This window comes from Streptomyces sp. NPDC048566, from assembly GCF_043199735.1.
GTDB lineage: Bacteria > Actinomycetota > Actinomycetes > Streptomycetales > Streptomycetaceae > Streptomyces.
The window spans coordinates 148712-163359 of sequence record NZ_JBICWL010000012.1 but is presented as its reverse complement, the minus strand read 5'-3'; the positions used below and the strand labels follow the sequence as shown (position 1 = coordinate 163359).

Annotated in this window: 4 protein-coding genes; 1 reads left to right on the top strand and 3 read right to left on the bottom strand. The window is 75.1% G+C overall.

Annotated features, from left to right (window positions below; translation table 11 throughout):
* Positions 1–3: 3 nt before the first annotated feature.
* On the top strand, positions 4–627 hold the full coding sequence (locus ACGFS9_RS20060; RefSeq protein ID WP_393254882.1) for an enterobactin synthetase: 624 nt from the start codon (positions 4–6) through the stop codon (positions 625–627).
* 146 nt (positions 628–773) lie between these two features.
* Here ACGFS9_RS20060 and ccrA read toward each other — a convergent pair whose 3' ends face one another.
* From ccrA to ACGFS9_RS20045, 3 genes are read right to left on the bottom strand one after another with little or no spacing between them, the layout of a single operon-like run.
* Complete coding sequence (ccrA, locus tag ACGFS9_RS20055; protein WP_393254881.1) at positions 774–2009, bottom strand: crotonyl-CoA carboxylase/reductase; 1236 nt, start codon at positions 2007–2009, stop codon at positions 774–776.
* Positions 2006–5875: a type I polyketide synthase gene (locus tag ACGFS9_RS20050; protein WP_393254880.1), complete on the bottom strand. Its 3870-nt coding sequence runs from the start codon at positions 5873–5875 to the stop codon at positions 2006–2008. The genes ccrA and ACGFS9_RS20050 overlap by 4 nt, the downstream gene beginning before the upstream one ends.
* Entirely contained in the window at positions 5868–14468 is an 8601-nt protein-coding gene (locus tag ACGFS9_RS20045) for an amino acid adenylation domain-containing protein (protein WP_393254879.1), read from the bottom strand. The genes ACGFS9_RS20050 and ACGFS9_RS20045 overlap by 8 nt, the downstream gene beginning before the upstream one ends.
* Positions 14469–14648 lie beyond the last annotated feature (180 nt).

Sequence of the window (14648 nt, the reverse complement as noted above, 5' to 3'; positions counted from 1 at the left end):
GCCGTGCTGCCCCCCGGGGTGCACGAGGAGCTGGCGGCGACCGGGCTCGGCACGGGGGCCGCCCTCGCCACCGAGGCGCGGCTGGCGCCCGCCGGGCCCGGTGAGGCCGCCGCGATCGCGTCGATGCCCGGCCGTCGCCGGTCCGAGTTCCTCGCGGGCCGGCTCGCCGCACGCCGTGCGCTGCGCTCGGTGGGACTGGACTGCGGGGACGTGCCCCGGGCCGGCCGGCGGCCGCTGTTCCCTCCCGGACGGGCCGCGTCCATCTCCCACAGCGCGGGCGTCGCGGTCGCGGTGGCCCGGGCGCCCGGTCACGACGTCCCGCTCGGCTGCGATCTGGAACTTCGCCCTCTGCCGGCCGGCGCCGCCCCTCTGGTACTGCGCGCGGACGAGGAGCACCTGCTGCGCGCGTGGCCGGTGACGTCCCTGTTCTCCGCGAAGGAGGCCGCCTGGAAGGCGCTGGCGGCCGACGCCGTCGGGACCACGCTGCGTGATCTGCGGGCCGGGCAGGACGGACCGGGATTCCTTCGGGTCGAGGCCCGCGCCGACCCCGCGCGCGTGGTCCGCGTCCGCGTGGTCGCCGTCGGGCCGGGCGTGTTCAGCGTGGTGCTGGGCGGGGACGCCGGCTGACCGACTCCGCGAGAGGGGCCCGGCGGTGCCGGCGCGCGACGACCGGTCACCGCCCCTTCGCCCCGCATGTGTTCGTGAGGGAACCGCACGTGACGGCTTGCTGCCGCTGACGTGCGACGACCGGGCGGGCCGGTCGTCGCACGCGGCTACTCCGACGCGTTCACCAGCACCGCCATGTTCCCGGCCGGGTGGCGGTTGTCGTGAATGAGCTGGTGGGCCAGGCCGATCTCGTCGAAGCCGAAAGTGCGGGAGAGACAGGGGTCGATGACACCCTGGTCGATGAGGCGGGTGACCTCGCGGGCCTCGCGGGCACTGGCGACGTGGGAACCCTGGAGGCGCTTCTGCCGCATCCACAGGAACCGCAGATCCACGTCCCCGTTGTAGCCGGTGGTACCACCGCAGATGACGACCATGCCCGCCTTGTCGCACAGGTAGATGGAGGTGGGGATGGTGTCGGCGCCGGAGTGCTCCAGCACGATCCGCGGGCTGCGGCGCTCGCCGAGCACCTCCCAGAAGCGCCGTCCGAAGGCCCGTGCCCCGGAGAGCCAGCGGCTCATCGCGGCCTCGTCGGTGGTGTCGGGCATCCGCCCCCAGTGGTCGAAGTCCCGCCGGTCGATCCAGCCTTTGGCGCCGAGCCGCATGCAGAACTCGCCGCGTTCCTCGCTGGAGACGACGGCGACCGGGATGCCGCCGACGTGCCGGACGAGCTGGATGGCGATGCTGCCGAGGCCGCCGGCACCGCCCCAGACCAGCACGGGGTCCCCGGGGCGGACGGTGTGCGGGTCCCAGCCGAACAGCTGCCGGTAGGCGGTGGCCGCGGTCGCCATGTAGCAGGCGGCGGACGCCCAGGACAGCCGGGCGGGCTTGGGGTGGCACATGTAGTCGTCCACGACGGCGAACTGGGCGAAGGAGCCGTAGTTCTCCTCGTAGCCCCACACCCGCTGGCTGGCGGAGGCGGCCGGGTCGCCGCCGAGGCGGATGTCCTCGGCCGACTCGTCCCAGCGGCTGGCGAGCACGACGACCTCGTCGCCGAGCCGGACCCCGCTGACGTCGTCGCCGACGGCCCACACGACGCCGGACAGGTCGGAGCCGCCGATGTGGAAGTCCTCGGTCGCGCCGGCCTTCTGCCGGGCGCCGATCACGTCCAGCGGCAGGCCGAGCGCCGCCCACACGTTGTTGTAGTTGACGCCGGCCGCCATCACCTTGACCAGCACCTGGCCGCGGCGGATGGGGGGCACGTCGACCACCTCGGTACGGAAGGCGTCCACGGGCTGCCCGTAGCGCTCCCTGCGGATGAGCGAGGCGTACATCCTCCGTGGCACGCTGCCGAGTGCGGGCGCGTCGCCGAGGTCGTAGAGGTCCTGGGGCGCGGTCGATGTCATGCGGGGTCTCCTGGGCGGTCGGGGCCCCCTGGGGGCACCACGGGTACGGGCGGCGGGGAGCCGGGGAGGGCGCGCAGGGCCTCGGCAACGGCTTTGCCGATCAGGGCGAGCGGCTCGGGTTCGGTCATCTCGTAGTGCCCGCACGGCACCCGGTGGTCGTGCAGGGTGCCTCGGACGTGTGGCCGCCAGGCGTCGGCCTTGCCGGGCAGGACGGCGAGGTCACCGGCGAATGCGGTGACCGTCTCGTCCCCGGCGCTGAAGAACAGCACGTCGCCGTCGAAGTCGCCGGGTACGAACTGCGGGGCGAGGCGCAGGTTGTTGCGCATGACGTCGGCGATGGCGGCGGCCTGCGCCGGGGTGACGGGTGAACCGGTCGGGTCCGCCGCGACCTTGCTGTCGATGCGGTCCAGGACGGTCGCCACGTCGGGCGGTTCGGCGCTCGTGTCCACGGGGAGTCCGGCCACCCGCATGAGCAGCGCCGCCACCTGGCGTTCGGCGGTCTCCGCCTCGTACCTGCTGCCGTGCGGCTGCGGAGCGTCCAGCATGGCCAGCAACTCCACCCGCTCCCCCTGCTCCCGGAGGGCGCGGGCCATCGCGTGGGCGACGAAGCCGCCGTAGGACCAGCCCAGCAGTCGGTAGGGGCCGTGCGGCTGGACCTCGCGGACCAGGCCGACGTAGGAGGCGACCATGGCCGGGGCGTCCGGCGCGGGCGGCCGGGTCCCGTCGAGGCCGGCGGCCTGGATGCCGTACACCGGCTGGTCGCCGCCGAGGTGGGGCAGCAGTCCGGTGTAGCGCCAGGACACGCCGGCGCCGGGGTGGACGCAGAACAGCGGGACCGCATCGCCCTCCGAGCGCAGCGGCAGCAGCGGTGCCAGGGCGTCCAGGGGGCGGGCCTGCCGGTCGTCGCCGGTGGCGGCGAGGACACCGGCGACGGTCGGGGCGGCGAGCAGGGCGGCGGCGGGCACGTCGAGGACGCCGGACCGCCGGAGCCGTCCCGCCAGCAGGACGGCGAGCATGGAGTCACCGCCGAGGTCGAAGAAGTTGTCGTGGACGCCGATTCCGCCGATGCCGAGGGTCTCCTCCCACAGCCGGGCGACGGCCTGCTCGCGTTCGGTGCGCGGCGGCACGTGCCCGGTGGTCAGCCGGGGCCGGGGCGTGAGATCCGGTCCGCTCCCGTCCGGGTCCGGGGTGTCGCAGGCGGCGGCGCGGGCGCCGGGGGCGTCGATCCAGTGGCGGTGCCGTTCGAAGGCGTACGGCGGCAGCGGTACCGTCCGGGGCGCGCCCGGCACCGGCGGCAGTGCCGTGTCGACACCGGCGCTCCACAGCCGGCCCAGTGCCGTGGCGAGGACGAGGCCGTCGGATGCGTCGGCCTTGGCGTGCCGCATGCTGGTCACCGTCACCGGGGTGTCCGGGTCCAGTTGGGCGACGGCCAGCTTGGTCAGGGTGTCGGCCGGCCCGATCTCCATCAGGACCGGGCGTCCGCGCTCCCACAGGGCGGTGATGCCGTCGGTGAACCGCACGGTGTCGCGGGTGTGGTCGAGCCAGTGCCGGACCGAGGTCGCCTGCTCGTCCGTGATCCAGGTGCCGGTGACGTTGGTGACGAACGGGATGCGGGGCGGGCGCAGGGTGACCCCGCGCAGGTGCTTCTCGTAGGTCTCCAGGACCGGGGCCAGAACGTGGGAGTGCGCGGCGGCCGGTATGCGCACACGGCGAAACGGCAGGCCCCGGCGGGCGAGTTCCCTCTCGAAGCGGGCCACGGCCTCGTCATACCCGGCGACGGTGCAGGCGGCGGGCCCGTTCACCGCGGCCAGGGACAACTCGTCGTCCAGCAGCGGCAGCACCTCCTCGGCCGGGGCCCCCACGCCGACAGTGGCGCCGCCCGCCTCGCTGATGAGCCGGATGCGTTCGGTGACCAGGGGCAGCATGTCGGCGAGGTCGATGACCCCGGCCAGGCAGGCCGCCGTGTACTCGCCCAGCGAGTGGCCGATCAGCGCGTCCGGCCGGACTCCCGCGGACATCAGGGTGCGGGCGAGGGCGTACTCGGTGACGACCAGAGCGAGGAAGGTGGCGGTGTGGTCGCCTGGCGCGCCCTCGAACAGGGCGGTGCGCACGTCGGCGCCGAGGACGGGGCGCAGGATGCGGGCGCACTCGTCCACGGTGTCGCGGTAGACGTCGTGGTCCCGGTACAGCTCCGCGCCCATGCCCGGGTACTGGGAGCCGCCGCCCGGCAGCAGGAACGCCACCCGCGCCGGCTCGTCCGGCACGGCCGGGGTGGCGGGGGCGGCGGCACGCAGGGCTTCCAGTGCCTCGTCCCGGGAGGCGGCGGTGACGGTCAGGCGGTTGCGCAGGGCCGGGCGGCCGGTGCGCAGCGTGTGCGCCACGTCGTCCAGGCGCAGGTCGGGCCGGCGTTCGAGGTGGCGGGCGAGGGCCTCGGCCTGGCCACGCAGGGCGCCGGCGGTACGCGCGGACAGCGGCAGCACCAGCCGGCCGACGTCCTCGGGTGCGCGCGGCGGGACGGGCGCGGGCGCCGGGGCCTCCTCCAGGATGACGTGGGCGTTGGTGCCGCCGATCCCGAAGGCGCTGATCGCGGCCCGGCGGGGGTGGCCGAGGGCGGGCCAGTCCTCCAGTGCGGTGGGGACGCGGAAGGGCCCGGCGGCGAAGTCGATGAGCGGGTTGGGCCGTTCGAAGTGCAGGCTGGGAGGGATCTGCCGGTGTTCCAGGGCGAGGACGGCCTTGATGAGCCCGGCGATTCCGGCCGCGGCACCGAGGTGGCCGATGTTGGTCTTCACCGAGCCCAGCGCGCAGTAGCCGCGCCGGTCGGTGGACTCGCGGAACGCCGCGGTGAGAGCGGCGACCTCGACGGGGTCGCCGAGGCGGGTCGCGGTGCCGTGCGCCTCGACCAGGCCGATGGTGCCGGCGTCCACCGTCGCCTGGGCCTGCGCGGCGAGCACGACCTCGGTCTGCCCGGCCGAACTGGGCGCGCTGAAACCGACCTTGCGGCGGCCGTCGTTGTTGACGGCGCTGCCCCGGATGACGGCGCGGACGCGGTCGCCGTCGGCGAGCGCGTCCTCCAGCCGCTTGAGGACGACCGCGCCGACGCCGTCCCCGGAGGAGGTGCCGGCGGCGTCCGCCGCGAACGCCCGGCAGTGCCCGTCGGGTGAGAACGGCCCGTCGGGGACGTGCCGGTAGCCGAGCAGCGCGGAGGGGTTGAGGGAGACGGCGGCGGCGAGAGCGGTGTCGCAACGGTAGTCCAGGAGGTCCTGGCAGGCGGTGTGCACGGCGACGAGCGCGGTGGAGCAGGCCGTCTGGAGGGACACGCTCGGACCGGTCAGGCCCAGTTCGTAGGAGATCCGTGTGGCCAGCGTGCCCAGGGAGTTGGCGGTGGCCGCGTGCACCAGCTCGACGGAACCGGGCTGCCCGGCGTAGCGGGGGTGGACGTGGGCCGGGTAGTACCGGCTGTCGCCGCTGCCCGCGTACACCCCGAAGGTGCCGTTGTCGGCACCGGGCGCGAGCCGGCCGGCGTTCTCCAGGGCGTGGTAGGCGGTCTCCAGGAGCAGGCGCTGCTGGGGGTCGAGCACCGCGGCGTCGGCGGGCGTGTAGCCGAAGAAGCCGGAGTCGAAGCGGTCGATGCCCTCGACGACGGACGCCATGCGGATCAGGGAGGGGTCGTCCAGGTCGCGCGGGTCTCCCCCGGCGGCGAGGAACTCCTCGTCCGTGACGGGCCGTACCGACGCGCGGCCGGCGGCGAGGTTGTCCCAGAAGGCGTCGAGGTCGTCGGCGCCCGGGAACCGGCCGGCCATACCGATCACGGCGACGGCCGGCGTCTCCTCCTCGGGGGTGTCCTGCGCTCCGTTGGTCTCATGCATGGCCTGGGCCCCTTCCCTGCCGTGGGGAGCGCCGGGCCCGGGCCGCGCGCTGCCGTTGTGCCTGTTCCCTGGCGCGCTCCAGCCCGCCCGGCGGGCCTGCGGCGCCGTCGTCCGGGGTCCGGGGTTCGGGTGTCCTGGTCGCGAGGTGGCGGGCCAGGTCGCGCACGGTGGGGTGCGCGAAGAGGTCGACGACGGTCAGGTCGCTGCCGAACGCCTCGTTGACGGCGTTCTGCGCGCCGACGAGCAGCAGCGAGTTGCCTCCCAGGTCGAAGAAGTTGTCGTCGCGGCCGACACGGTCGCGGCCCAGGACACCGCACCACAGTCCGGCGAGCCGCTGCTCCAGACCGTGCAGCCGTTCCTCGGCCCCGGCCGCGGCGGGCGGCTGTTCGGCGCTGCCGGCGGCGCGCAGCACCCAGGGCGCGGCGCCCGCGACGTCGGCCGCCGTCCGGTGCAGGGCGCCGAGGTCGGCGCCTTCGTCGAGGGCGACGCGTCCGGCCAGCCGCCGTACGCCTCGCGCCTGTTCGCCGAGGTGGCTCCGGACCCAGAGGGCGGTGCGGTCGGCGCCGATCAGCAGGTGGGGTTCGTCCAGGGCGCGGGCGAGGTCGAGGGAGCGGAGCGCGGCGGCGGTGTCCAGCACCCGGTAGCCGCGGGCTTCGCTGAGGGCGACCAGCCGGTAGCCGCTGCTCATGCCGCGTTCGCGCCACATGCTCCAGGCCAGGCTCTGCGCGGGCAGGCCCCGGGCTCGGCGGTGCAGGGCGAGGGCGTCGAGGTAGGCGTTGGCGGCGGCATAGGCGGCGTTCATGGCGCCGCCGAACCAGCCGTTGACGGAGGAGAAGAGGACGAACGAGGTCACCGGGTGGTCGGCACTGACCCGGTGCAGGGTCCAGGCACCGTGGGCCTTGGCGGCCAGGGCGGTCCGCCAGGCGTCGGCGTCGAGGTCGCCGACCGGCCGCTCCGCCAGGGCGCCGGCCAGGTGCCACACCGACACCAGGGGAACGCCCCATGCCTCGCGTGCCCCGGTCACGGCCGCCCGTACCTGGGTCTCGTCGGTGACGTCGGCGCGGGCGTAGCGCACGTTCCCCGTGTCGGGCAGCCCGTGGTCGCCGGGGTCCCGCGGGGAACGGCCGAGGAGCAGGAGCCGCGTGCCGGGAGTGCGCAGCAGGTGGGCGGCGAGTGCGGTGCCGACTCCGCCCAGTCCCCCGCTGATCAGGTGGAATCCCTCGGTGGCGGGCGGCTCCACGCGGACCGGTGCCTCCGGCAGCGCGGCCAGTCGGCGGACGTGGCGCCGTCCGGCGCGGTGGGCCACCTCGGCGTCCACCGGCGGCTGTCCGGCCTCCGCCAGGACCAACGGTACGGGGTCGGTGCCGGGCTCGACGTCCAGGTGCACGCAGCGCAGCGCCGGGACCTCCTCGCGCAGCGACTTGAGGACGGCGCCGGCCATCGCCTGTGCCGGGGAGGGGACTTCGCCGCCGGTCACTGCCTGGGCGCCGGAGGTCACGTGCAGCAGATCCACGGGCCGGGTGCCGAGGGCGCGGGCGAGGGCGAGCAGGGCGAGGGCGCTCGACTCGTCCGGGGCGGCCTCGCCGGGGTCGGGGGCGGTGAGGTGGACCACGGCGTCGACCGGTCGCTCGTCGGCGTCGAGGTCCCGGAGCAGCGCCGCGTGGTCGCTCTCCTCGGCGGGCCTGATGCGGTAGCGCGCGGCGTCGAGGCGCGTGTACGACGATCCGGGCGTGACCACGGTGCAGCGGGCGCCGTCGGCGCGCAGGGCCCGGGCCAGGCGTCCGGCGGCGTCGTGGGTCGCGGTGTCGGAGCCGGCCAGCACGAGGGTGTGCCGGCCGGGCGGCAGGGGGCGTGGCGGTTGCGGTGCGGCCGGCCGCCACTCGGAGCGCAGGAACCAGTCGGGCAGGGTCGCGGCGGTGCCCATCAGCAACTGGGCCGCGCGGACGGCGTCGTCGAAGTCTCCCGCCTCGAAGCTCTTGCGCAGCCTGGTCCGCTGGATCTTGCCGATCTCGGTCTTGGGGATGTCGCCGGGTCCGACCGGGACGAGGAAGGCGGGGCTGACGCCGATCTCGCGGGTGACCTTGCCGGCGATCTCCCGCAGCGCGGCGGCGCGGTCGGGTCCGTCGGCGAGGTGGACGAACAGGGCGAGTTCGTCGGTCCCGGCGGCCGGGTCGGTGCGGACCGCGCAGGCGGCGGTGAAGCTGCGGACGACGACGGGCAGTTCCTCGACGCAGGACTCGATCTCGTGGCTGTAGTGGTTGACGCCGTTGACGATGATGACGTCCTTGGCGCGGCCGGTGATGAAGAGTTCCCCGTCGCGCAGGAACGCCAGGTCGCCGGTGTCGAACCAGCCGTCGTCGGTGAACGCCTCGGCGTTGGCGGCCGGGTTGTCGTGGTAGCCGCCGGTCACGGAGGTGCCCCGGACCTGGAGGCGGCCGACGTCGCCCTCGGCGAGCACGGCGGCGTCCTCGCCGAGGACGCGCATGGCGAAGCCCGGGTAGGGCAGGCCGCAGCTGACGAACGTCTCGTCGGCGCCGGACGGTTCGGCGGGCAGCACCGAGTCGGTGACGACCGAGCAGGTCTCGGACATGCCCCAGCCGGGGTGCATCACGTCCTGCGGCAGTCCGAACGGCCGCAGTGCGTGCAGGAAGCCGCGGGCGGCGGCGGCCACGACAACCTCACCGGCGTTCATCACGAGCCGCATCGGGCTCAGGTCCCAGTCGCGGTCGCGGAAGCGGTCGGCCTGTTCGGCGAGGAGGCCGAAGGCGAAGTTGGGGGCCCAGGTGACGGTGACGCGATGCCGGTGGGCGAGGTCCATCCAGCGGGTGGGGTCCTGGAGGATCCAGGACGTGGGCGCGTGGATCTGGCGGCAGCCGAGGTAGAGGTCCCGCAGGTGGAACATGACGACGCCGGTGACGTGATCGAGCGGGATCCAGTTCAGGGTGACGTCGCGGGCGCCGAGACCGTTCACGGCCTCGGCGGCGGCGGACCGGGTGAGCACGTTGCGGTGGGTGAGCCGGACGGCCTTGGGGAGCCCGGTGCTGCCCGAGGTCATCAGCATGAGGATGAGGTCGTCCGGTTTCGCGGCGTACCAGTCGCGGTCCTCGGGCGCCTCCCGGAGCGCGTCGGCGGTGGTCAGGCGCAGGCCGGGCCAGTTCTGCCGGTCGGCGACGCCGCGCAGGCCCGCCTCCAGGGCGGGCGAGCACACCATCCAGGGCCGGCCGAGCATCCTCCAGATGCCCTCCAGCTTGGTGAGGGCGGCCGAGGACGTGCCGTAGGAGGCGGGGACGGTCAGCGGGACGGCGACGAAGCCTCCCAGGACGCAGCCCCACAGCGCGGCGAGGAAGTCCTCGCTGTCGTCGCACTGGAGGATCACCCGGTCGCCGGGGCGCAGCCCCGCCCGCCGGAGTCCGGCCAGGACCCGGGATGCCTCCGGAATCAGGGAGGCGTACGCGCGGCGGGTCTCACTGCCGTCGGCGCGGACGTGCACGATGTCCCCGCGGGCGTGTTCGGCGGCGCGGACCAGGGCCTCGCTCCAGCCCGGGACGGAGGGTTCCGTCAGCTCCGGGCCCTCGCTCAGGGCCGGGCGGCGGTCCGCCGCCTGCGGAGCCGCCGTGGGGGCCGGCTCGGTGGTGCGGCGCGGCGGACCGGCGTACCGGCGGTCCAGTTCCTCTTGGGTGTGCTCCACCGTGGCCTCGGCGCGGGCGACACCGTCGGCGCGGGCGAGGTGGCGCTGCCAGTCCTGTGCGGCGGACCGGTCGACGGCGGGCAGGGCGGCCAGGGCGGCCGTGTCGAGGTCTCCGTCGGCGGTGCGCGGCAGAGTGCTGACGGCGGTGACGCGGACGGCCGCCCTGCCGGTGCGCTCCAGCAGTCGTTCGACGCCCTCGGTGGCCTCCACGCGGCCCGGCACCACGAACAGCCGGGGCGCGTCCCCGTCGGCGGCGGGCAGCACGGCGGCGTCGCGGACACCCGGCACGGACAGCGCGGCCTCGGTCAGGGCGGCGGTGTCGGGCTCGCGGTCCGCGGAGGGGGTGCGCTGCTCGGGCGCGGGGAGCCGGCGCAGTCGGGTGTCCGGGTCGGCGGACACGGCTGTGAGGAGGCGGCCGAGAGCGCGGGCGAACTCCTCGGCGGTGGCGGTGTCGTAGAGGTCGGTGGCGTACTCGACGTGCAGGTCCAGGCCGTCGGGGGTGCCGTCGGCCGTGTGCCGTTCGAGGACGTCCACGAACAGGTCGAACTTGGCGGTGCCGGTGGCGCTGGGCCGCAGCGGCACCGCCCGGCCGTCGAGGCGGAGCAGTGCGGGCTCGTTGTTCTGGAGCGCGAGCATGACCTGGAACAACGGGTGCCGGCCGGGCAGTCGGGGCGGGTTGAGGTCGTCGACCAGCCGGTCGAAGGGCAGTTCCTGGTGGTCGAGCGCGGCCAGGTCGCCGGGCCGGACGCGGGCCAGCAGTTCGCGGAACGCGGGGTCGCCGGAGGTGTCGGCACGCAGCACCAGCGTGTTGGTGATCAGGCCGATCAGGTCGTCCAGACCGGGCTCGGATCGACCGGCGACGGGAACGCCCACGACGATGTCCTCGCCGGCGCCGCACCGGGTGAGCAGGGCGCTGACGGCGGCGTGCAGCACCATGAAGAGGCTGGCGCCCTCGCGTTCGGCGAGGCCGGTCAGCCGCCGGTGCAGGGCGGCGGGCACGTGCTCGGTGACGTGGGCGCCGCCGCGCGGTGCCGGTGGCCGGGGCCGGTCGCCTGGCAGGGTGCACTCCTCGGGCAGGCCCGCCAGCGCCTCCCGCCAGTGCGCGGTGAGCCGCTCGGCCCTGCCGCTGCCGTCCTGCGCGGGCGCGAGCAGCGCGCGCTGCCAGAGCGCGTAGTCGGCATACTGCGCGGGGAGCGCGTCCCAGACCGGTGCGGTGCCCGCCCGGCGAGCCGCGTAGGCCGTGCTCAGGTCCTCGGCGAGGGGGCGCAGCGACCAGCCGTCGGCGGCGCTGTGGTGCAGGACGAGCAGCAGGGTCCGTTCCTCGCCGGTCCCGAACAGCCAGGCTCGCACGGGGGTTTCGGCGGTCAGGTCGAAGCGGTGCCGGGAGGCGGCGGCCAGGTGCGCGCCGATCTCGTCGGCGGGGCAATCGACGGCACGCAGCCGCGGAGGCAGTTCTCCGGCCGGCACGATCCGCTGGTACGGCGTCCCGTCGTGCTCCGCGAACACCGTGCGCAGGCTCTCGTGCCGGTCGGCGAGGTCGCCCAGCGCGGCACGGAGCGCCTCGGGGTCGACGGCGGAGCCGACCGGCACACAGAGCGGGATGTTGTACGTGGCCGTCGCGTCGTCGAGACGGTTGAGGAACCACATGCGTTCCTGGGCGTACGACAGCGGGACGTGTGGGGGGCGCGGCCGTACGCCGAGGGCGGGCCGGGCGGGGGTGGTGCCGGGGCCTCCGTCGAGGAGCGCGGCGAGCGCGGCGGGCGTCGGTGTCTCGAACAGGGCGGTGATGGGCACGTCCGTGCCGGTGGCGTGGCGCAGCCGGGCCAGCAGCCGGGTGGCGAGCAGGGAGTCGCCGCCCAGGTCGAAGAAGTCGGCGTCGACCCCCACGGTGTCCCGGGGCAGTTTCAGCACTTCCTCGAACAGGCCGCACACCAGCGTCTGCTCGGCGTTCGCGGGGCGGGTGCCGGCCGTGCTGCCGGTGAAGTCGGGGGTGGGCAGCGCGTCGGTGTCCAGTTTGCCGTTGGCGGTCAGCGGCAGCGCCTGGACGGGTACGCAGGCCGCGGGGACCATGTGCTCGGGCAGGTAAGCCGCGGCGTGGGCGCGCAACTCGGCGGCTGTGGGTACCGGTTCGCGGGTGGCGACGGTGTAGGCGACGAGCTGCCGAACGCCGTTGCCGACCTCGCGCACGACGACGGCGGCGCGGGTGACGCCGGGGTGCCGGGCGAGGACGGCCTCGATCTCGCCGGGTTCGACGCGGAAGCCGCGCAGCTGCACCTGCTGGTCGGCGCGGCCGAGGTAGTCGAGGGTGCCGTCGGCGCGGCGGCGGGCCAGATCACCGGAGCGGTACATCCGGCTCCCGGGCGGTCCGTGGGGGTCGTCCAGGAAGCGCTCGGCGGTGAGTTCGGGCCGGTTGAGGTATCCGGCGGCCACCCCGGCGCCGGCGACGTACATCTCGCCGACGGCGCCCGGCGGTACGGGCCGGCCGGCCGGGTCCAGGAGGTGGACGCGCAGGTCGGCGAGGGGGGTGCCGATGACGCCGCCGCGGCGCGGGTCGGCCAGGTCTGCGGCGGTCAGGCGGTGGTGGGTGACGTGCACGGTGGTCTCGGTGATGCCGTACATGTTGATCAGGGCCGGCCGGTCGAGCCCGTGCCGTTCGGTCCACGCGCGCAGCCGCTCGGGGCGCAGGGCCTCCCCGCCGAACACGACGTACCGCAGCGCGCCGGTGCCGGTCCCCTCGTCGGCGTCCACGAGCTGTTCGAAGGCGGACGGCGTCTGGCTGAGGACGGTGACGCCGTCGTCGTGCAGCAGCCGCAGGAAGTCGCGCGGGGAGCGGCTCACGGCGTAGGGCACGACGACGATCCGGCCGCCGTGCAGCAGGGCACCCCAGATCTCCCAGACGGAGAAGTCGAAGGCGTAGGAGTGGAAGAGGGTCCACACGTCGTCGGCCTCGAAGTCGAAGTGCTCGGCCGCCGCGGCGAACAGCCGGACCACGTTGGCGTGCGGGACGCGCACACCCTTGGGACGGCCGGTGGAGCCGGAGGTGTGGATGACGTAGGCGATGTCGGCCGGCCCGGTCGGCCCGCCGCGCTCGGCGTCGGTCAGGTCACCGGCGGGGCGGGCCGCGAGGGCGGCGGTGACGGCGGGATCGTCCAGGAGGACTGCGGGGGTGTCACCGCCGAGCTGCCCTGCGAGTTCGCTCTCGGTGACCAGGAGGACCGGGGCCGCGTCCGCCGTCACCAGACGCAGTCGCTCGGCCGGGTGCCCTGGGTCCAGCGGCAGATACGCGGCGCCGGTCTTGACGACCGCCAGCAGGGCGGGCAGCAGCCGGGGGCCCCGGGGCAGCGCGAGGGCGACCACCCTGCCCGGTCCGGCGCCGCGCTCAACGAGCAGCCGGGCCAGCCGGTTGGCCTCCTCGTTGAGCCGCCCGTACGTGAGGTGTTCTCCCTCGTGGGTCACGGCGACCTGCCCGGGCCGTGCCGCCGCCTGCCGTTCGAACAGCTCGGTGAGCGTGGCCGTGACGGGAAACTCGCGCACCGGGGCGTCGCCCGGGCGCTCGCCGGGGAGCAGCAGGTCCAGGTCGGCGACCGCGGTGCCGGGTCCTGCCTCCGCCAGGTGGCGCAGCAGGGCGACGAACCGGTCGCGGTGCAGCACGAGTTCGTCCTCGTCGTACAGGGCGGGGTTGGCGTCGAAGGCGAGCCAGAGGGTGCCGGGGCGAGTCCCGGGGCGGACGCTGATCTGGAGGTCGTCGACGGCACCCCCGGACAGGTGGTGCCAGGTGGCCGTGCTCCCCGCGAAGTCCAGGTCCTCGGTGAAGGGGACGATGTTCAGCACCGGGCCGTACAGGCGGCGCCCGGTGCCGAGCAGCCCGAGGTCGCGGCGGATGAACTCGCTCCGGTACTGCTGGTGGCGGCGCAGCGCCGCCACCTCGTCGGCGACCATGCGCGTGAAGTCGTGCACGGTCGTGCCGGGTTGGGCGGCGACGCGCAGCGGCAGCACGTCGGAGGCGGTTCCCGGGGCGCGCAGGGCCGCGCTGCCCAGACGGCTCATGGCGGCCATGCCCAGGACGAGGTCGTTCTCGCCGGTCATCCGGTGCAGGTAGGCGGCGACAGCGGCGGTGAGCAGGTCGGTGCGGGTGACGTCCAGCCGGGTGGCCGCGGCGGACAGCGCGTCGACGTCGGGGGCGTCCAGTTCGGCGGTGCGCCGCAGGAACGGGGAGCGCGGTGGGGCGGTACGGCGGGTGAGGCGGGCCGGTTCCGGCAGCCCGGCGAGGCGGGCGGCCCAGTGGGCGCGGTCGCGGTCGTGGCGTTCGGAGGCGAGGTAGGCGGCTTCCTCGGTCTGGAGCCGCTCCACCGGTGCGAAGCCGCCGGTTCCGGGGTCGCGGCCCTCGGCCAGCGCGTTGTAGACGTCGGCGAGGCGGCGGCCGATGAGCTTGTAGCTGTAGCCGTCGAGCAGGATGTGATGGGCGCGCAGCAGCCAGATGTGCCGGTCGGTGGCGAGGGTGAGCAGCGTGTGCGCGAACAGCAGGCCCTTGTCGGTGTCCACCGGCGTCGCGAGGTCGGCTCGGATCAGGTCCCAGGCGGCGTCCTCCGGGTCGGCGGCGTCGCGCACGTCGGCCCGGCGCAGCGTCCAGTCGGCGGCGTCCGGCGCGGGGCCGCAGCGGGGGCCGTCGTCGGTGTCGCGGAAGCGCAGCGCGAAAGTGCCGGCCTCGTCCACGGTGCGGCGCAGTGCCGTCTCGAACAGACCGGTGTCCAGGGTGCCGTGGATCTCCACCGCCTCAGCGGTGTTGTACGCGGCGCTGTCGGGGGTGAGCCGCTGCGCGTACCACAGGCCCTCCTGAGCGCCGGACAGCGGTCCGGACAGCGTTCGGTGTTCGTCCTCGGGGAGAGACTCCTCGCGGAGTGACATAGCACAACCCTCACGTGGCAAGCCGTAACGGCCCGGTGGGCGCAAGCCCGGCCGGTCTGACAGGAAAGCGTCCTCGGCCCGCGGTGCCGACCTCACGGGCCGCACACCGAGGGTGCGGTCGTAGCGTTGGCCCGCCGCCCGTTCACGAGTTCCTCACGGTGGGGCAGCCCGTGGAACCCG

Bases quoted from the DNA above. Each gene is read 5' to 3' on its own strand.
- ACGFS9_RS20045 (WP_393254879.1), bottom strand. From the start codon at position 14,468: ATGTCACTCCGCGAGGAGTCTCTCCCCGAGGACGAACACCGAACGCTG.
- ACGFS9_RS20050 (WP_393254880.1), bottom strand. From the start codon at position 5,875: ATGCATGAGACCAACGGAGCGCAGGACACCCCCGAGGAGGAGACGCCG.
- ccrA (WP_393254881.1), bottom strand. From the start codon at position 2,009: ATGACATCGACCGCGCCCCAGGACCTCTACGACCTCGGCGACGCGCCC.